This window comes from Termitidicoccus mucosus (genome assembly GCF_038725785.1).
Lineage (GTDB): Bacteria > Verrucomicrobiota > Verrucomicrobiia > Opitutales > Opitutaceae > Termitidicoccus > Termitidicoccus mucosus.
The window spans coordinates 4,429,335-4,449,412 of sequence record NZ_CP109796.1; the positions used below are offsets into that span (position 1 = coordinate 4,429,335).

Below are 20,078 nucleotides of genomic sequence, written 5' to 3' on the forward strand. Positions count from 1 at the left end.
GCGGAGGCATTTGCTGACAGAAAGAAAAACCTTTGCGTTTCCATGCTGCCGGGGGTCTAGCGAATGATTTTTAAGGCGACTGTCAAATTTACTTTTCTTTTATCCGTAATAGGCTACATACACGAATGTTTTCATAGGTTTGCATCTTGGTTGATTGGTGCTTTTGGCGGCGGATTTGGAAAAATCCGCCGCCATTTTGCATAAGTTTGGTTTCAATCGCGCACGCATTGGATGGAAAATCCGCATCGTGCGCAGGTGCGCCGACCCGGAACAGGGGCTCAGCGATAGTGGTTGAATGCCCCCGGTTTTCTCGGACAAGACAACTCCTGTCGTTTGAATTAAAACACCACACGTGTGCCGTTTTGGCGGTGTCCATGGCTCCGCGTGGCGGCATGCGCGGCAAGGTGTTCATCCGCGAGATGCGAAGTGACCGCCCCCCGGATGGGGCGCGCGTAAAACCGCCCTCCCACCCCACTCATAACGATGGGGGTGGAAGGGCGGGACGCTTGGGCGATGCTCGTCAGGCAGCTTGTGGCAGCGGGGGACTCTCGGGCGCGGGCGTGGGCGCGCTCTCTGTCTGCGACGCTGCCTTCACCTGCGGCATGGCGTGCTCCCGGCATAATGGCTGAATGTTGAAGAACGCCTCCGCCTCCTGTGGCGTGGTCACGTTCAGGTAATGGCGGCGGATGATGCTTTCGGAATTGCCCGCCTGCAATGCCGTGTCGCCCATCGAACGGAATTTCGCCACGTGCATCGAAATAAACGTGTGCCGCAGCACGTCGTGCCCGACGCCGAACTTTTGGCGGATGCGCGTGAGTTTTTTGGCAATGCTCTTCATCTTCTCCTTGGGCGGAATGACGGGATATTCGTCCAGCGGATAGGTTTTGAGCCACGCGGCAAGGTTCGGCTGGACGGTGACCAAGCGGCGCATGTTGACCTTGGAAACCCACGGCTCGATGGTGATGGCGTTGTTTTCCAGGCGCACGCCGGCGGCGGGTAATTTGGTGATTTCCCCGTCGGGCCGGATGCCGGCGAACAGGCACAGCGCAAAATACGGCACGAGCGCCCCGCCGTGGACGGTCTCCACGTGCGCCATGAGTTGCGCGGCGCGCTCCGCCGTCAGCGCCTCCGCGCTGCCGCGATTGTGCTCGATGCGGTTGCGCGGGATTTTGGCCACCGGGTTGCCGCCCACCCATTCCTTGCGCACCGCATGGTTGAAAAACGCGCACAGCACGCCGCGCCGGTTGTTCTGCGTCTTCAGCGCCCCGTCGTCGCGCCGGATGTAGGCGTGCAATGCCTCCGTGCCCGCCTCCGCAAGCGTCTGCGTCGGAAAATGCCGCTGGAACTCCGTCAGCTCCAGCCGGATGTTCCGCAACTGCCGTTTGCCTATCAACGCCTGTTGCACGTCCTCCTTGCGCGCCTTCATGTAAGTCGTGACGGCATCGGCGATTTTCAACGCGGCCTCGGGCTCGCGGTAATTGGCCAGCGCGTAGTCGAGGTAGAAGGTGAGCGGACGCCGCGCCTTCTCCAGCCGGAGAAACGCGGCCTCGGCCTCGCGTAACTGCACCTCGGTCAAAAACGTGCTCGCGCCTCGAAGGTTGGATTGCGACTGGAGCTGGCGCAGTTCGAGCGCGGCGCGCTCTGCAATGGCGTCCTCGCGGGTCTTGAAGTTCTTGCGGATGCGCTCGCCGAGCAGCCAGCCGGCGACGCGGAATGAAATCACGCCGTTGCGATTCTTGAACGGCTTGATGGTGAAGGCGGACTTTTTTTGTTTCATCGGTAGGTTGCCGCCCTCACGTGGCAACCTATTCATGAAATCTCCGGCTTCCCTATGGAAATCGGCTCGTTCGTGCCGGCATCTTGCCGGCAGACGATGCGCAGCATCGCCGGATCGGGTCGCACGGGCGTCCCGCCCGTGCGACGGCGCTTCGCGCCGCCAAGGCCGGCTGGAAGCCGACGCTCCCAGTCGCTCACGCGGCTGGCGCGGCGGGCTTGCGTTTCAAAATCGCGGCGATGATGAGCGAACAGATCGTGCCGGAAAAAACGCGTCCGATGAACGTGGTGACGACGATCACGGGCGGGCGGAAAAAGATGCGCGTGACGCCCTCGGCTTTTTCCATCGCGGTCTCGGTCATGCCTGCCGCCTCCCATTGCTGGCGGACGTAGACCATCATGTAATCCGAAAAATGGGGGTTGATGAACGTGTAGTGTATAAACGAATACACCGCCGCCGCCAATCCGGCGACCAGCACGATCACGATGCCCGCGAGCAGTCCCTGCCCGTAGGTAAGCGACCGGTCGGGGCTGGCCTCGCGCACAGCCCTGACACCGAGCCAGATGACCGCCGCCGTGACGATGAACCCGAGCCAAGGCAGGATCTTCGCGCCAAGGGTGCCGATCTTGTCGGTTTCGTAACCGAGCAGGAAAAGCAGCAACTGCAACACAATCAGCGCCAGCGCGAGACCGAGGCCGTATCTGGTCTTGTTTGCCATGCGCGCAACATGGAACGACTTTCAAAAAACGGCAAGGAAGTCGTTCCGCCTGCATCGGGATTTTCAGTTGCACCCCGCCCGTGCCGCCGCTCGAAAAACAGCTTTGTCGCCACGAAACCCTTCGCAAATGCTGGCGCCCTCTCACAACCCCTTCCGCATGAAAATGGCCGCCGCGATTATCGTTTTCGTTTTTCTTCTGTTCATTCTCGTCGTGATGGGCGGCGGGTGCGCTTATCGCGCGTTTTATTATCCCGACGCTGTCCTCCGCGAGACGCCCGCGCAGCATGGCATGAAATTCGAGCCGGTGACATTTTCCAGCGGCGACGGCACGCGGTTGACCGGCTGGTTTCTGCCCGCGACCACCGCTGCAAACCCGCGCGAGGCGAAAGGCACCGTCATCCATTTCCACGGCAACGCGCAAAACATGACCGCGCACTGGCAGTTCGTGCGCTGGCTGCCCGCGCGCGGGTTCAATGTGTTTGTCTTCGACTACCGCGGCTACGGCGCGTCCGCCGGCAAACCCGGGCCGAAAGGCCTCTGGCGGGACTCGCAGGCGGCGATTGACTGCGTGCGCGTCCGTCCCGATGTGGACCCGGAGCGGCTGCTCGTTTTCGGCCAGAGCCTCGGCGGGACCAACGCGCTCGCGGCAGTCGGAGGCGGCGACCGGGCGGGCATCCGCGCCGTCGCGATCGAGGCCGCGTTTTACTCCTACACGTCCATCGCGAACGATAAGCTGCCCGGCGCCGGCTGGTTGCTCTGCAACCGTTACGGCGCGGCAAAACACATCGCTCAAATCTCGCCCATCCCGCTGCTCCTCATCCACGGCACGGCGGACTCCGTCATACCGGAAAGCCATTCCGCGCGGCTCTTCGCGAAGGCGGGCGAGCCCAAACAACTTGTCATCATCCCCGGCAGCGCGCACATCGACGCGATGACCGAGGCGCACGGCGGCGCATACCGGGACTTGCTGGTCGCGTTTTTCGAGGCGGCGCTGGCGGCGCCCGCCGCGCATTGACGGCGCGGTGCCAGGGTGGCGAAACCCTGCCTATCTGACTGTAACATTTTGGTGGGCTGGCACGCAACCAAGACCCAAGGATAAGCGTTCCCCCGTCAAACAGCTCAACAAAAGGCCTGAGGTCTTTGGTTAACGTCCTAACCCAACAACCCCCTGCTCACCAAATCTATGAACTCCAAACGCAAGCATCATGCTCTCGCACGGATGATCGGCGGCGCATCTATCGCCACCCTCGTGGCATCATCCGTGTTTGCCCAGGCCGCCAGAAATGACGACGCTGGTTCTGTCCCCGGTAGTAGTTAGAGATCAGCAGCTTGGAGCAGTTGATGACGATGTCATCATGCTCTCGCCCTTCGAGGTGGACGCCACCCGGGAGAAGGGCTACTTCGCCGAAAACACCCTCGCGGGCAGCCGCATGAGGACCAATATAGCCGACCTCGGCGCGGCTATCACCGTCGTCACCAAACAGCAGTTGGAGGACACCGCCTCGCTCGATGTGAACGATGTCTTCCGCTACGAGCTCGGCACCGAGGGCTCCTCCACCTACACGCCTTCCGTGCTCACCTCGAAAGGCGACGGCCCGGCCGATGTCATCGCGGGGGCGTCATTCGGCACCAGCCCGGTGGCGAGCACCAACGCCACCGCCAACCGCGTGCGCGGCCTCGGCTCGCCCAGCTTCGCGCTCAATTATTACCAGGCGATTGCCCAGATTCCGTTCGATTCCTACAACGCCAACTCCGTCGAGATCAACCGGGGGGCGAATTCCATGCTCTTCGGCATGGGCAGCCCGGCGGGCATCGTCAACATGAGCATGGCGCAGGCCGAGATCGGCAAAAACAAGGCGCAGGTGCAAATCCGCATCGACGATCGCGGCTCCGAGCGCGCCAGCCTCTCCTTCAACAAAACCCTCATCGCCGGCAAGCTCGCCATCTACGGCGCGCTTTTATACAACGACCAGCAGTTCGAGCGAAAGCCCTCCTACGATATCACCCGCCGCCAGTATGGCGCCATCACCTACAAACCCTTCAAAAGCACCAAGCTCACCGCCAGCATCGAGGGTTACAGCAACGACAACAACCGCCCGAATAACTATACGCCCATTGACGGCGTGTCGGTCTGGCGCAACGCCGGTTCTCCTTATTATGACGACGCTAGGCGGCTGATTGTCAGAAACAAGGACGGTGTGCGTGAGGAGATTCCGGTCGCCTACAGCGCCTATTCCTCCAATGCGGAGGAGGTGATCTCCTTCGTCGAGTCGAAGGGATACTCGGTCGAAAGATTATATTCCAATACTTCTTATCCCAGTTTGATGACTGGTGCGCAAATCACGAATCCGCTGGATGGAAAAAAATACAGCATTTTCGGCGGGCTTCCTGCCGCCTACACCACCTACGGCAGCAGTCTGTATATTCCCAGCATGTCCACTTACGCCAATTCCCGGCTGCTCCAAAACATCGTCGATGGAAACCTGTCGGCGATGCAGGTGCTGACCGGATACAATCCGAGAACCGGCTGGAACGGGGCCACCGCCCTGACTGACAGCTTCACCACCACCTACGGAGAGGGGACTGCGGATAAACCTTATATTTATGACACCCCCTACGCAAATATCTACAGCCGTCTGACCACCTATGGCGGGACTGCCGACGGCTATGTGAGCAACAATAATGTGAACGGCATGTTTGCCTATACTTATCCGGGCGTGACCGACAGCTCCGTTTACGACTGGCGGCACGTCAACACGCTCCAGATGAACTACGGACGCCAGCGGAACACCACCTACAACCTCGAGCTGGAGCAGGAAATCATCCCCGGGCTGCTTCATTTCAGCGCCGGCTGGTTTCGCCAGGACTTCGATTCAAAAACCAGCTACACCGTCGCGCAGCAAAACTCCGCCTACCTCTACGTGGACACCGACATGTATACCACCACGGGCGAACTGAATCCCAACTTTGGCAAGGCCTATCTGCAGGATTACGACCCCGACCGCTACGATCATTCCATCACCACCGATCAATATCGCGCCATGCTCGCCTTCACGCCCGACTTTACAAAGAACAAAAACTGGACCAAGTGGCTCGGTCGCCACCAACTCCTGGGCCTGGCCTCCTACTATGATCAGGAGGAACAGACCTTGCGCCGCCGCTTGGCCTACATCGGCGGCGACGATCTGGCCACGATTCGCTATAAAAATAACACCACCACCGCCGGCTGGGCCTATCAAAGCGCCGCCACCACGATACGCCGGTATTATCTTTCCTCCGACGGCAACGGCGTGGTGAACCAGGCTTCCGGCAAAATCGGCTCACTGGATGACGATACCTACCACGCCCCCATCCAGACCTTTAATTACCAGACCGGCCAGTATGAGATCGCCGAGGCGGACATGTATTGGAACGTATTTAACGCCAACTCGGGCCGCAGCGCCCGCAAGCTTACCTCCTACAGCGGCGCATGGACCGCCTACCTGTGGGACGACCGCGTCATCGCCACCGCCGGCGTCCGCCGCGACATCAACCGCACCCGCAACGACGCCGACTTGACCACCAATCCGGAACGCTTTGTGGATGGCATCTACCAATATTGGAAGAGGCCGTGGAACAACTGGAGCCGCCTCTCGGGCACCACCTCCACCGTGGGCGCCGTCATCCGCCCCTTCACCGGCTGGGAGTTTATAGAAAAGCGCGCTGGCGACAGCCTGCTCTGGGAATTCGTCCGGAACCTCGGCTTCAGCTATAACAAATCCGACAACTTCGACGCCCCGACCTCCACCGCCGTTGACTTTTTCGGCACGGTCCTGCCCAAGCCCCAGGGCAAAAGCGAGGATTACGGCGTGCAGGTCTCGCTCTTCAAAGACAAGCTCTTCGCCCGCGTCACCTGGTTCGAGTCCACCAATGAAAATTCCGTTCTGGGCGGAGCCACCGCCACCGCCATCCAGCGCCTCTGGAACCATATGGACACCACCGCCTACCGCAGCTGGCTGAGCACCATCTACATGCTCGCCGACGGCGCCGACCCCGCCGCCCAAGCAAACGATACCACGGCGACGCAGTGGTGGCAGCCCTACGTGGAAAACGGCGCCTATAGTGATCCTGCAAAGGTGGAGGCGATGCAGAAATGGGTCGGCGAGCACTGGGTCGGAGGCAGCACGGATTACAAATACTACACAAACCTCCCTGGCTCCCTCGGCGGCACCGGCTCGACCAAGGCCAAGGGCACCGAGGTGGCGATCCAATACAACCCGCTGCCCAACTGGACACTCAAGTTTAACGCTTCCAAAAACACCTCGGTCACCAGCAATGTCCTCAAGGAACTTAAAGCATGGGAGGCCGTCCGCATGCAGGTGTGGGACGCCGCCAATGCCAGGGCGCTGTTTGAAGAGCTTGCCGCCGCCGGCAAGTCCTCCTCCATATACACTATAGCACAGTTGACCAGTCCCGACGGCATTTCGCTATACAATGTCACGGATCGCAAAATGGTCCTCGTCAATAACGGGGACTACAAGAGCGACTTCTGGGCCAGCCACGATTACCGCGACACAAGCGGCAACGCCACCACCGTCTCCACCACCAACGGCTATGGCTGGTACACCAACCAGGCTTATTATGACAGCGCATACACGCCCTTTAAACTTCAGGGCCTGGCCACGGAAGGGCAGGAGGTGGCTGACCAGCGAAAGTATAATTTCTCCTTCCTGACAAACTACAGCTTCGATCGCGGTTTCCTGAAGGGCTGGGCCGTCGGCGGCGCCCAACGCTACGCCAGCAAGGCCATCATCGGCTACTACGGCAAGGCTTCCGGCAATAACAAGGACCTTTCCGACAACCCGTTGCTGGACATGATAGACGTCAGCCGTCCGATCTATGACGATCCGGTCTGGTACACCGACCTGTGGGTTTCCTACACCTGCAAGATCTTCAACGACAAGGTGCGCATGAAGCTGCAACTCAACGTGGCGGACGTGTTTCAGGACGGCGAGCTGCGGCCCACCGCCGTGAACTACGACGGCACGCCCTACGCCTACCGCATCGTGGACCCGCGCCAGTTTATCCTGACGGCGACGTTTGATTTCTGATACCATTCCCAGTCATTTGTAGACTGATCAAGGCAGGGCGAAGCCTCCGGCTGGGATGCCCCGCCCTGCCTGAAATATAGATTCCGTTCGGAGATGGCATGGGTCCTTCTTGCCGCGCAATAGGTAGTTGTGCGGTTAGGGTAAATACAAGGCCCCCCTTTTAGGCGAGGGGGGCCTTGTTATGTCAGAATTAGGTTTATCAAATGGAGGGATGATCTCCGTGCCGTCCTCTTTACTTGTGTTATAATATCGAAGGACCGGCTTTCACCCGGCGGGCGGCCTGGCGCGGGCCAGGTCTTCGCGGCGGTAGTGGACGATGTATTTTTCCTTAAAACAACCGTCGTTTAACAATTCCTCCAACGAAAACACACGGGCCGGGGTGATGCCGGTGGCGGCCTCCTCGTCCGCGAGGCTGCCGCCCTTCCAATATATAATGCCGTTGGCGGGCGAATGCTTTTCGCCGCGGCGGACGCGCGGGCGGACGAGTTGTATAAAAGCGGGAAGGGAGGTGACGGCGCGGCCGGTCACGAAATCGTATTCGCGGGCGAGCGCCTCGACGCGGATGGCCTTCACCTCGACGTTGCGCAGGCGCAGGCGCGCGGCGATGTCGGAGACGACGGTGATTTTTTTGCCGACGGAGTCGGCCAGCGTGAAGCGTGCTCGCGGATAAAGCGCGGCGAGGATGAGCCCGGGGAAGCCGCCGCCCGTGCCGGCGTCGAGGAGCGTGGCGCCGTCCATGAGGCGCAGGAATTTTATCGCGGCGACGCAGGGCGCGTAGTGGTGCCATTCGAGGTTGTCGATGTCCTTGCGCGAAACGAGATTGATCTTCGCGTTCCACTCGCGGTGCAGCGCGGCCATGCGTTCGAGCAGCTCCCATTGCGCGGGGGCGAGCTCGGGGAAAAAGGGTTTCAGGCGGTGCATGGGAAGGGCGGGTTGTCTTTTGAATTTTCTGACCGCGGATTGGCCGGGGGCGCAACTCAAAGTGTTGTCCGTGTCCAGGTCACTTGTTTTTCCAATCGTTCTCGAAACATCGCGAATAACAAAGAACGGGAACGATTTTTTCGGCGGCGCTTACGGCAAAAACGACAGCAGCGGCGGCGGATAGACGATGTTCGGGCTCGCGGGCAGGACCGTGGGCGCGAAGCGGGAGAGCGGGACGTTTTCGCGGACGGTGATGGTGGCGAGAACCTTCGGCACATAGAGGCGCGTCTCCGCCGGGAGCTTTTCGGCGATGTCGGCGAAGGCGGTCGCCCCGGGCGTTTTTTTCAACGCGGCGGCGACGCGGCCCTCGCCGGCGTTGTAGGCCGCGAGCGCGAGCGGCCAGGAATCGAAGCGGTCGTGCAGGCGGCGGAGCAGTTGCGCGGCGGCGCGGGCGCTTTTGCCGGGCTGGGTGCGCTCGTCGAATGGCCACGTGCGCAGGCCGAACGCCTTGGCCGTGGCGGGCATGAGCTGAAAAAGTCCGCGCGCGCCGACCGGGCTGCGCGCATCGGCGTTGAAGGACGACTCGACTTCGGCGAGCCAGACGAGTTCGGCGGGGACTTTTTCGGCGTGGAAAATGACCTTGAGCAGCGGGATGAGCTGCGCGGCGTTGAGCGGCGCGGGCCGGGCGCGAAGCCGGTCGAGCCAGATATCGTAATAGGGCACGGGCGAATGCGGCGGCAGCGGCTTGGTGGTGAACGGCAGGGCCAGCGGCCGCCATCCGCCTTCCGCAAGCGAGGGCGAGGGCAGGGCGGGCGCGGGTGTTTTTGCCGGCGGGGGTTTCGAGGCGGGCGGGCGGGCGAGCAGGGGCGGCGGACGCGGATGCGGCGGCGGCTGGTTGAGCGCCTGGCGCGCGCTTTCGATCAAGTCGAGGCGTTCGGCCAGCCAGTCGGCGTAGTCGGAGAATTCGGGCATGAGGCGCATGCCCGCGAGCGTGCGGCTGGCCTCGGGTTCGAGCGCGGCGAGCTCCTCGAACGAGCCGGCGGAGAGGGATCGCTGCAACCCGGCGGTGAAGGCGTTCCACTCGTCCTTGGTGAGAAACTGGTAGTGCTCCTTGATCTGGTCGGGCGCGTAGTCCTCGAAAAGCTGGCTGCCGAGTTCGTAGAGCGCGTCGAAATCGGCCTGCGTGAGCGGGCGCGGCGCGGGTTTCGGCGGAGTCGTGCCGGAAGTGCCGGCGGCGGGCGCGGACGATTTGCCCGCTGCGGCATCGGGCAGCAGCGGGCAAGGGATCGCCGCCAGCGCGACGGAGAGCAGCATGGTGAAGCGGCGTCTCATGCGCCGCATAGACCGGCATTTGGCAACGAGGTTGCAAGTCGGAACGTATCGGCGCCGGTCTGCGTGCGCGGCCGGGTGTAACTCAAAGTGGTGTCACTCCCTCTTTCTTCTTTCCTCTTTATCTTTCTCTTTCGTCAGGAACGGGCAGGGAGAAAGAGGAAAGAGAAAGAATAAAGAGGAAAGATTCCGGCGGTGACATCACTTTGAGTTGCACCCGGCGCGGCCTCCAGCCCGCAAAACTCGCTCGCCTTCGCGCGCGCGGCCGGTGAATGTTTCGGGCTTCATTGCCCAATCCAAGGCCTCACTCATACAATCCGATCTCCGCAAAATCATACGCGTCTTTCGTTTATGAAAACCCAAGTCACCTCCCTGTTCCGTTCCGTTTTCGGCCGCGAGCCTGAGTTTGTCACGCGCGCGCCGGGCCGCATCGAATTCATCGGCAACCACACCGATTACAACGGCGGCACCGTGCTCGGCGCGTCGATCGACCGCGGCGTGTGGGCGGCCATCGCAAAACGCGACGACGGGAAGCGGCGCTTTTACAGTAAATTCAGTGACACCCTGCTTGAATTTCCCGCCACCGCGCCGGTCAGGCAGACCGGCGACGCGAACTGGGTGAACTACCCGCTCGGGGTCATCGCGGCCATGCCGGCGTTCGGGCTGCGCGCGCCGGGGGGATTCGATTTCTGCGACTTGTCCGACCTGCCGCCCGGCTCGGGCATGAGCAGCAGCGCCGCCATCGAGCTTTCGTCCGCGCTGGCGTTTCTCGGCATCACCGGGCAGGTCGAAAAAACCCCGCGCGAGACCGTGGTGAAAATCGGCAAGCACGCGGAAAACCACTTCGTCGGCGTGCCCTGCGGCATCCTCGACCAGGGCGTGTCGGGCTTCGGGAAAAAGGACCATCTCGTGTTCATCGATTGCCTCGGGCCGCGCTTCGCCACCGTGCCCATGCCGGCGGGCGCGCATTTCTGGATTTTCAACACCCACACCAAGCACGCGCTCGTGGACGGGCTCTACGCCGCGCGCAACCGCGAGTGCATGGAGGCTGCGAAGGCGCTCGGCGTGTCCCTGCTGGTCGAAACCAGCCTGCCCGCGCTCGAGGCCAGCCGTGAAAAACTCTCCGCCGACGCCTACAAACGCGCCCGCCACGTGCTGGAGGAAATCGACCGGGTGGCCCGGGTGACCGCGGCGCTGGAGCGCGGCGACCTGCCCGTGGTCGGCCAGCTCCTCGTCGCCTCGCACCGCAGCTCGCAACACCAGTTTGAGAACAGCACCGGGACGCTCGACACGCTCGTGGATGCGCTCGTGGAAACGCCGCACGTCTATGGCGCGCGCCTGACCGGCGGCGGATTCGGCGGCGCGGTGATGGCGCTGACCGACGCGGCGTTTGGCGAGGCGGAAGTCTCCGCCGTGATCGCCGCCTACGCGAAAAAGCACGGCGGCGCGAAACCCGACGTGCTCCACTGCCAGACCGGCGACGGCGCGGCGGTGATGTGAGGCGCGAGGCGCGCCACAAAAAGCGCGGCCGGACGGTTCGGAATGGCCTGATCCCGCCCCGGCCCGCGCCTTGAGCCGCCCTTCGCCGGGGCCGGCCCGGCTTTCTTTTGTGTGGCGCTTCCGTTCCGCGTGATTTGTAGTTGCGCGTTTTATGAGCACGAAGCCAAAGAAAACAAAGTCCCAATCCCCTTCCAACGCCGAGCTCGCCGCCAAAAAAGGTCCGATCTCGAAATTTATCGCGCACCACTACCGCCACTTCAACGCCGCCGCGCTCGTCGATGCCGCCAAAGGCTACGAGGCGCACCTCGGCAAGGGCGGCAAGATGCTCGTCACCGTCGCCGGCGCCATGTCCACCGCCGAACTCGGCATCACGCTCGCCGAGATGATCCGCAAGGACAAGATCCACGCCATCGTCTGCACCGGCGCGAATCTGGAGGAGGACATTTTTAATCTCGTCGCGCATGACTACTACGAGCGCGTGCCGCACTACCGCGACCTCACGCCCGCCGACGAACAGGCGCTGCTCGACCGCCACATGAACCGTGTCACCGACACCTGCATCCCCGAAATGGAAGCCATGCGCCGCATCGAAAACGTCGTGCTCGATGAATGGGTGAAGGCCGACCGCGCCGGCGAGCGTTATTTTCCACACGAGTTCATGTATAAGATCCTCCGCGGCGGAAAATTGAAAAAATCATACCAGATCGACCCGAAAAATTCCTGGATGCTCGCCGCCGCCGAGAAGAACCTTCCCATCATCGTGCCCGGCTGGGAGGACGCCACGCTCGGCAACATGTATGCCGGCCACGTGATCGGCGGCGACGTGAAAAACGTGCACACCGTGCGCACCGGCATCGAATACATGATGTGGCTCGCCGAGTGGTACACCAAGACGGCAAAGAACCTCCGCGACGGAAACGGCTCCATCGGCTTCTTCCAGATCGGCGGCGGCATCGCCGGTGATTTCCCGATCTGCGTCGTGCCCATGCTGCACCAGGATCTCCAGCGCGAGGACGTGCCGCTCTGGGGTTATTTTTGCCAGATCAGCGACTCGACCACCAGCTACGGCAGCTACTCCGGCGCGGTGCCGAATGAAAAAATCACCTGGGGCAAGCTCGGCGAGCGCACGCCGAAATATATCATCGAAAGCGACGCCACCATCGTCGCGCCGCTGGTGTTCTCCTGGGTCCTTGGAAAATAATATAAATCGGGGCCTTGTATCATCCCATTCCAAACATGAGCCGCGGCGCATTCCGGTCCCTGTTTGTCCTGCTCGGCATCGCCGCGGCCTGCGTGCTGTCGGCGCGCACCTCGGTCTGGAAAGTGACGGATGGCGGGCGCACCCTCTATCTCGGCGGCACGGTGCATGTGCTGCGCGCGGCGGATTTTCCCCTGCCGCGCGAGTTTGACGAGGCGTTTGCCGCCTCCAGCCGCGTGTGTTTCGAAACGGACATCGAGCGGGCCATGTCGTTTGAAATGCAGCGCGTGCTCGCCGAGCACGGCATGTATAAGGACGGCACGACGATTGACAAAGTACTCGGTCCCGACGCATGGGCCGCGGTCGAGGCGTATTGCAGGAAAAACGACCTGCCCGCCGCTTATCTGAAGCCCATGAAGCCGTGGCTGCTCTCCTTCACCCTGCTGGCGCACGCGCTGCAAAAGCTCGATTGCGCGCCGGACGGCGTGGATTCGCATTTCCAAAAGAAAGCCAAGGCCGCCGGCAAGCAGCTCGGCATGCTCGAAACCTTTGAGCAACAGGTGGAATTCCTGGTGCGGATGGGTGCCGGGCATGAAAGCGAACTGGTCCTCAGCACGCTGGAGGATTTGGAGGGACTGCCGGCCATGTTTGACAAAATGATCTCGGCCTGGCGCGCGGGAAACGAAAAACAACTCGCGGCGATTCTCAACGACGAGCTGCGCAAGGAACACCCCGCCATCTACGAGACGCTCATGGTGTCGCGCAACAAGGCTTGGCTGCCTGTGATTGAGCAATGGCTGCGCACGCCGGAGACGGAATTCGTGCTGGTCGGCGCGGGACATCTTTGCGGGGACGACGGCCTGCTGCGCGCCCTCCGCGACCGCGGTTACGCGGTGGAACAGATCGACGCGGGCTCAAACTGATCCGCCGCGTCGCTTTTGCCCTGTCACACCATTTCCGAACGAAATTTATATTTTTAGGTAGGGCGAGGCGTCCCCGCCGAGCCGTGGCTCAGCTTGCAAATGGACACCATCAAAATCAAGGCCGCGGGTATAAAACAGTCGCCCCTCGGCATTTGGGCCGGAGGGGCGGGTCGGGTGACTTGAGCGATTCCGCTCGTTTGAATTCGCGAAGGTCGGCTGCCTACTAACTCTGTCTGTCGCTATCAACTGTCCTGTCATTCACTATGCTAACCTGACTGTCTGCATTTCATCTGACCTCTGTGCTTTCATGCTGACCGTCTGACCTGACTTTATTGACTTAACTGACTATCCTCTGTCGGCAGTCGAGCGACGCGCTTTGTTGTCACCCATGACCGATTATTTGGACTCCGCATGGGCGACTATGTTCAAAAAATCGCCTTGTTTTTATACTATTTCGTTCCCCTATCCTGAATTGATAAAAGGCGCTTTGAAAAACGAACGAAGGCGGTGGAGAGTCCTCGGAGAAGCCTCCCCTCCCTGGGGCTTGCAAAATCAAAATGCCCAAAAGCAGGGATACCGCGCCCTCTGGATGTGCCGGGACGCGTTTGCCGGAAAAACGTCGATTCGCTTGCCAACTCGGGAATAGCTGTTTTTACACTTTTGCCTCTTGGGAACCCTTTGCATTGGCGTCCTGTCTCATACCAATCCAGTCCATCAACTCGCAACCCATCCCGCCATGAAAAAGAGCCATCTCCTTCTCTCCGCCATCCTCGTCTTTTCCGGTGCGACAACCGCTGCCTTCGGCGCGAGTTCCAGCGGGCTGCAGCGCGCAGGGGGCCCGCCACCCCACGGCGACGGACATTTCCATCATCCTGGTCCCCGCCCCGCCCCGCCGCCGCGTTACTACCGCCCCGCGCCGGTTTATCACGGCGGTTACTATGCGCGGCCATGGCGTCCGTATTGGGCGCGGTATTATCCAGGTTATTATTGGGGAACAGGTTATTGGGGGCCGTCCTATGGCGTCAGCGTGGTTTACGACGTGGGCAGTTCCAATTCCTACAATGACGGGACCTATACCGCCGCCGGCGCGGTCATTGGCGGCGTGGCGGGCGCCATCATCGGCAATAACTCCGGCTCCTACCGCAACGGCTGGAACTCCTGGTCCGGTGCCGTCGTTGGCGCGGGCCTCGGTGCGATTGCCGGAAGCATCGCCGACAACAACGCCGCCCGCAGCCGTCAGCAGCAGGCTGTCGAGCAACAGCTTAACGCGCAACAGATCCAGCAGGCCGAGCGCGCCCGGCAGACCGCTCCAGCGGCTGGACAGGCCCCGCAAAATGTCACCATCATCAACAACTACTACGGTGGCGCCAGCTCCATGAGCTCGGCCAATTCGCTCTTCGGCCGCTGACGCTGCGCGCCCCCGCGGACTCCAACACCTTCTCATCGCATCACCACAATCACATCACGTCTGACGACACTCATGAAAACCAAGCTCCCTGTCACCGCCCTCGTCCTCGCCTTCGGCACCGGCGCGCTCTTCCTCTCCGGCTGCGCCAGCAAAGGTGTGCAATATCCCTCCGGCGTGCCCGTCGTCGAGGTCAATCCCGATGAGCGAGGTTCCGTGGCCGGCACCGGCGTCGAGTCGCAGGACCTCGTTTCCGTCACCGACAAGATGGCCCGCAGCATCGTCGGCATCCCGCAGATCGCCAGCGCCGCCACGCCGCCGCGCGTCGTGCTCAATCCCGTGGACAACAACACCCGCTTCGCGATCAACAAGGACATTTTCCTCACCCGCATCCGCATCGAGCTGAACAGAAAAGCCACCGGCAAGGTCGTCTTCCTCGCCCGCGACCAGATGGCCGCCCTCGAGCGCGAGCAGCAGCTCAAGAAATCCGGCCAGGTCACCGCCAGCAGCGACCCCAACGCCGTCGAATTCAAGGGCGCCGACTACTTTCTGACCGGCAAGCTCGACGGCATGTCCACCCGCACCAGCCAGGGCATCAGCGATTACATTCTCTACAGCTTCCAACTCATCAACGCCCGTACCAGCGAGATTGTCTGGGAGGACGCCGCCGAAATCAAGAAACAGGGCCTGGAGGACGCGTCCTATCGTTAAGGACAATATCAATATTCAAGCACAAAGGATGCGAAAAATCCGGGGGAAACGTAATCATTAAAAACATGGGATTTATTATTGCATTCTTTTCTTCGCGCTCCCTTCCGTCCTTCGCGGTCATCCAAAAATTTATCATATATATATCATGAAAACCATCGCCCTTTTCCTTGCCGCCGTTTTCGCCCTCGCATTTTTCTCCGGCTGCGCCAGCAAATCCGGCCAGTCCGACGGCCCGTATCTTCCGCAGGATACCACCAAATACACCGTCGAAAGCACGGAAAAATTCGTCCTGATGGATCGCGCCGTGCAGTATTCCGTGACCTGCACCGGCCTCCAGGAGCATACCACTCCCGACGGGCGCCTCGAGGTCGTCGCCAACGTCAAGAATCGCGAGAACCGCCGCATCCAGGTGCAGGTGGGCTGCGTGTTCCGCGACGCGCAGAATTTCTCCACCGGGGACGAAACCCCGTGGCAGACGCTCATCCTCGGCGAGCACGCGACCGAGGCCGTCCGCTTCACCGCGATGAACGACAAGGCGAAAACCTACACCGTCCGCGTCCGCCAGGCGCGGTGAGCACAACCATCATCAGCGAGGATCTGAAAATAAACTTTTCTGAACAGAAGGAAACGAAGGGAACAAAGATAAAAACAAGGAAGATTTTTTGAATCGAAACCTTCTTATTATAATAAAACCAGGCAGGGCGTATTCTTTGTTTTCTTCCGTTCAATATTTAAAATCTCTCTTTACAACCATGAAGACACCCGCACTTCCCGCCGCGCTTTTCCTTGCCGTCGCGCTCGCCGCCACCGCCTGTTCGTCAAACCGCGGCGCGCCGCCGCCGTCCGGCCCGCCCGTGACGGTTGCCGGCCCGACCCGGCCCGCCGCCACCAGCGCCGACGGGAGCTATGCGCACAACCAGCGGCTCTACGGCGACGCCTCCTCCGCGCTCGTTTCCGCCGCGCAGGCCCAGCAAATCGTCAACGAGTTCCGCGCCGCCTATGAAGGCGCGCTGAAAAAGCCGCGCATGCTCATCTATATCAACCGCGACCTCGTCGCGCCGCCCGACAAAAACGTCGTCGTCAAGACCACCGAAACCGCCGCCGGCCGCTCCGCCGCCGCCACGACGACGACCACCACCACCGATGCGACCAAGTCGGCCGCCGCGTCAGCCTGGTCGCTCGCCGACCGCCAGACCGCGCGCGACATCGAGCGCCTCACCGCGCGTCCCTACCGCGCCGCCGGCGCGGCCTTTGCCGACCAGAAGGTCGCCGCCTCGATGCTTCCCGATTCCAGCATCACCAGCCATGCCGAGCTTAACCGCTACCTCGTCACCGAGGACGGACGTAAGGACCGCGAGGCGCTCGCCAAGGTCACGGACATCGTCATCGAAGTGCTCATGTCGAGCCGCAACCTCACCGTGCAGCAAGTCTCCGGCGCGCAAACGGTCGCCGTTCCCGACATCCAGATGACGGCCATCCGCCTGTCCGACGCCGCCATCCTCGGCCAGTCCTCCTCGCTCGAACTCATCGGGCCGAACCCTCCGGCGGCCGCCTTCGATGTGCAGGCCGTGACCGAGTCCACCGCGCTTGTCCTCATGCAGGACATCACCGCCGCGGCGAAGTGATACCATTTCCGGATCCTTTATAGACTTATCGGGTAGGGCGAGGCGTCCCGCCGAGCCGTGGGCGCTCGCGGCTCGGCGGGACGCCTCGCCCTACCTGAATATAAATTTCGTTCGGAAATGGCATGATTCTCCCCGGCGCGCCCTCTCCGCGCCGTCCGAAATTGACAAGGCCGCCGCCCGCTTGCGCAGGCGACGGCCTTGGTTGTTTTCTTTATTGTTCAGGCAGGCTCAGGGCTTAGTTGCTCGCGACCATGAAGCGCACGGGCAATTCCACCTTCGTGGCGACTCGCGCGCCGTCGCGGACGGCGGGCACGAATGTCCAGCGGGCCACCGCGTCCTTCACGGAATCGACGATCTCCTTGTTGGTCGTGGATTTCACGGCGATGTTCGTGGGACGGCCCATTTCGTTGACCGTGAACGTGAGGCGGACCTCTTCGTTCGCGTCCACGATGGCCCGCGGAGTGACCACCGTGAGCGGCGCGGGGACATCCGCGGGGGAGCTCTTGTAGGCCTCCACGTAGGCTTCCGCCTCGGTCTTCGCCGCGAAGGCGGCGGACGACGCGAAGAGGGCGCCCAGGCTGAGCATGACTGCGATTTTACTGACGTATTTCATTGTATTAAACTCCGCCCGAAGACGGAGAGTTTGGTTTTCTTGTTTTGGTGAAACACCCCGGCACCACCGGCCTCAAGGGCCGCAGATGTCCAAGGTGCATGGGAGCCGTGTGACCGGCGCCCAAGGCTTCGTTTCAGGGTCACTGGGCCGGATTGGATCGTCCTCGCAGCGGGGACTCCCGGCCATTTCTGTCAGCACCCGCCTGTTTCGCGCGTCTCGCGCGGCTTCGCGGGAAATTTCAAAGAACAAAACCTGTCTTTTTTGAGGTGTCCTTTGAAAGCGTTGGCTGAACCTGACGCGTCTATGCAAGCAGTCGTCATGCCAGCCCGCCAAGGCCAATGTTGTGCGCAAACTGTTAAACTTCGGTTACGGCGTAACATAAACGAAACACTGCGCCGCCGCGCCCGTCCCGGCGTTTCGTTTTTTCATGGCCGGGGAAACTCGGGCAAGGGCAACGGACATTACCACTTATGGACGAAGTTTGCCCTTTGGGTAGGGCGAGGCGTCCCGCCGAGCCGCGGGTCTTTCACGGCTCGGCGGGACGCCTCGCCCTACCCAAAGCGCCATTTTTGGCTGCAAATGATAGGGGAGAACGAGGACGATGAAAAAATCCTGCATTCCCCCGGGGCACCGGATGCGCTAGCACCTGTCGCAGTGAAACCCATGCCGTCCATGCCGCGCCTCCGCCGCCTCATCGCCGTCCTCGCTCTGGCCGCGCTCGCCGCCCCGTTTTTGCGCGCGGACACAACCGCGCCGCGCGAGGATGCGCTCAAGGCCATCGTCGCCGACCAGAACGCGCTTTTCACCAAGGCCGAGGCGCAGGGCGACGCGCTCGACCTCGACAATTTCCAGTCGCAGCTCCAGCAGATCTGCCGCCGCTACGACGCGCTCATCGCCGTCCATAAAAACTACGCCCCCGCCTACGTCGCCTACGGCATGCTCCTGACCAAGGCCGGCATGCGCAAGGAAGGCGTGGCGCACATGTTCAAGGCCAACGAACTCGACAGCCGCATCCCGCTCGTGAAAAACCAGCTCGGCAACTACTACGCCGAGGAAGGCAAGCCGGTCGAGGCGCTCGTGTTTTTCACCGCCGCGAGCGACCTCGAGCCGAAGGAACCGCTCTACCATTACCAGATCGGCAACCTGCTCTGCGAGGGCGCGGAGGATTTTCTGGCGACGGGCAACTGGACGCGTTCGAAGCTCGACGAGACGATGCAGGACGCGTTCGAACAGGCGATGAACCTCTCGCCCGGCGACTGGCGCTACGCCTACCGCTACGGCCTTTCGTTCTACGACCTCGCCACGCCCGAATGGGAAGCGGCGCTGCAATTCTGGCGGGATTTTGAAAAAAAACTTTCGCCCGGCATCGAGCAGCAAACCTGCCGCCTGCACCAGGCGCGCGTGCTCGTCGAGATGCGCCGCCTCGACGAAGCCCGCGCCGCGCTCGCCACCGTGACGGCGTCCGAGCTGGTGCGGCAGCGCGTCGAAATCGAAAAGAAACTCGCCGGTGCGGCTGCCCGCGCCACGAATCCCAACATCGTGGTGACCAGCGGCACCGTCGGCCCGCCCGCGGAAGAAAAACCGCCCGCCGAAGCCGCCCAGCCCGCGCCAGCCGCCGGTGCCACCGGAACCGCCTCATCGCAGCCGTGACACGGTGTGCGGCTTGGCTGCGTTAATGTTGGCTCCCCCGTGGCCTCGACAGACCGCTGACTGCGCGTGGCGAAATTCCGCTCGATGGGCGGGGGCAGCCTTGCAGACAGTCCGGGCAACTCGGAAAATCATCCGCCGCGGCCGCGCGACACCCGCATAAAGCTGACGATGCGCCCTCCCTTCACGGCTTGCGCCAAACCTGCCTGCGGCCAGCTCGCCCAAAAGCAACAGGCAGCCATGCCAAGACCCCCCGTGCCCCTCGCGCTTTATGCGTGACTGCGCGCAGGATGCGAATCCCCATCCGAGGCACGCGCGATTAAAACCGAATTTGTGCAGGCTTGTCGTCGGATTTTTCCAAATCCGCCACCATGAAACACTGATTAACCGGAATTCAAACCGGCGAAAACCATTCGTGTAGGTAGCCATAATTAAATAAAATAAATGTGATTTGACAGTCGTCCTGAAAATTTTTTGCTAAACTCCGGCAGTATGGAAATGCAAAGGTTTTTCCTTCTGTCACCAGAATGTCTTTTCCACTTGCCACAGCGTTCAATTTTGCCGGCTGCATGCGCAGCGGGGCGAACGCTACTGCAAGTAATCCGGGCAATGGGGCTGATCGCG

16 protein-coding genes are annotated in these 20,078 nt (G+C 61.5%); 10 read left to right on the forward strand and 6 right to left on the reverse strand.

Annotation, left to right across the window (positions count from 1 at the left end; genetic code table 11):
• Positions 1-88: 88 nt before the first annotated feature.
• The 3 genes from OH491_RS15400 to OH491_RS15410 all read right to left on the reverse strand — a co-directional run bounded on the left by OH491_RS15400 (position 89) and on the right by OH491_RS15410 (position 2,492).
• A complete protein-coding gene (locus OH491_RS15400; RefSeq protein ID WP_342750570.1) occupies positions 89-412 on the reverse strand; it encodes a hypothetical protein in 324 nt (107 codons plus the stop codon).
• A gap of 108 nt (positions 413-520) precedes the next feature.
• Complete coding sequence (locus tag OH491_RS15405; protein WP_068773228.1) at positions 521-1,777, reverse strand: tyrosine-type recombinase/integrase; 1,257 nt, start codon at positions 1,775-1,777, stop codon at positions 521-523.
• A 193-nt stretch (positions 1,778-1,970) separates the two neighbouring features.
• A complete protein-coding gene (locus tag OH491_RS15410; RefSeq protein WP_068773227.1) occupies positions 1,971-2,492 on the reverse strand; it encodes a DUF4199 domain-containing protein in 522 nt (173 codons plus the stop codon).
• Between the two features lie 163 nt (positions 2,493-2,655).
• On the opposite strand from OH491_RS15410, the gene OH491_RS15415 reads away from it, so the two are divergent.
• Positions 2,656-3,507: an alpha/beta hydrolase gene (locus tag OH491_RS15415; protein ID WP_145929148.1), complete on the forward strand. Its 852-nt coding sequence runs from the start codon at positions 2,656-2,658 to the stop codon at positions 3,505-3,507.
• A 340-nt stretch (positions 3,508-3,847) separates the two neighbouring features.
• Entirely contained in the window at positions 3,848-7,582 is a 3,735-nt protein-coding gene (locus tag OH491_RS15420; protein ID WP_068773226.1) for a TonB-dependent receptor plug domain-containing protein, read from the forward strand.
• Positions 7,583-7,846: 264 nt separating this feature from the next.
• On the opposite strand, the gene OH491_RS15425 is transcribed toward OH491_RS15420, so the two are convergent.
• Positions 7,847-8,503 (reverse strand): 16S rRNA (guanine(527)-N(7))-methyltransferase RsmG, encoded by a 657-nt coding sequence (locus OH491_RS15425; protein WP_068773225.1) that lies wholly within the window; start codon positions 8,501-8,503, stop codon positions 7,847-7,849.
• 150 nt (positions 8,504-8,653) lie between these two features.
• A complete protein-coding gene (locus OH491_RS15430) occupies positions 8,654-9,835 on the reverse strand; it encodes a lytic transglycosylase domain-containing protein (protein WP_068773224.1) in 1,182 nt (393 codons plus the stop codon).
• 348 nt (positions 9,836-10,183) lie between these two features.
• Here OH491_RS15430 and galK point away from each other — a divergent pair, with 348 nt between their 5' ends.
• From galK to OH491_RS15465, 7 genes are all read left to right on the forward strand, one after another.
• Entirely contained in the window at positions 10,184-11,332 is a 1,149-nt protein-coding gene (gene galK / locus OH491_RS15435; RefSeq protein ID WP_068773223.1) for a galactokinase, read from the forward strand.
• A gap of 151 nt (positions 11,333-11,483) precedes the next feature.
• On the forward strand, positions 11,484-12,533 hold the full coding sequence (locus tag OH491_RS15440; RefSeq protein WP_084442752.1) for a deoxyhypusine synthase family protein: 1,050 nt from the start codon (positions 11,484-11,486) through the stop codon (positions 12,531-12,533).
• A 35-nt stretch (positions 12,534-12,568) separates the two neighbouring features.
• Positions 12,569-13,453 (forward strand): TraB/GumN family protein, encoded by an 885-nt coding sequence (locus tag OH491_RS15445; RefSeq protein ID WP_068773222.1) that lies wholly within the window; start codon positions 12,569-12,571, stop codon positions 13,451-13,453.
• Positions 13,454-14,189: 736 nt separating this feature from the next.
• The gene (locus tag OH491_RS15450; RefSeq protein ID WP_342750571.1) at positions 14,190-14,861 is read left to right on the forward strand and encodes a YMGG-like glycine zipper-containing protein; all 672 of its coding nucleotides are present in this window, start codon (positions 14,190-14,192) and stop codon (positions 14,859-14,861) included.
• 72 nt (positions 14,862-14,933) lie between these two features.
• Positions 14,934-15,569, forward strand: a complete 636-nt coding sequence (locus OH491_RS15455; RefSeq protein ID WP_068773220.1) for a penicillin-binding protein activator LpoB — start codon at positions 14,934-14,936, stop codon at positions 15,567-15,569.
• Positions 15,570-15,714: 145 nt separating this feature from the next.
• On the forward strand, positions 15,715-16,143 hold the full coding sequence (locus OH491_RS15460; RefSeq protein ID WP_068773219.1) for a YcfL family protein: 429 nt from the start codon (positions 15,715-15,717) through the stop codon (positions 16,141-16,143).
• A 178-nt stretch (positions 16,144-16,321) separates the two neighbouring features.
• Entirely contained in the window at positions 16,322-17,194 is an 873-nt protein-coding gene (locus OH491_RS15465) for a hypothetical protein (RefSeq protein WP_342750572.1), read from the forward strand.
• Between the two features lie 235 nt (positions 17,195-17,429).
• On the opposite strand, the gene OH491_RS15470 is transcribed toward OH491_RS15465, so the two are convergent.
• On the reverse strand, positions 17,430-17,780 hold the full coding sequence (locus tag OH491_RS15470; protein WP_334319768.1) for a TonB family protein: 351 nt from the start codon (positions 17,778-17,780) through the stop codon (positions 17,430-17,432).
• 690 nt (positions 17,781-18,470) lie between these two features.
• On the opposite strand from OH491_RS15470, the gene OH491_RS15475 reads away from it, so the two are divergent.
• On the forward strand, positions 18,471-19,457 hold the full coding sequence (locus tag OH491_RS15475) for a tetratricopeptide repeat protein (RefSeq protein WP_145929145.1): 987 nt from the start codon (positions 18,471-18,473) through the stop codon (positions 19,455-19,457).
• Positions 19,458-20,078: the final 621 nt, after the last annotated feature.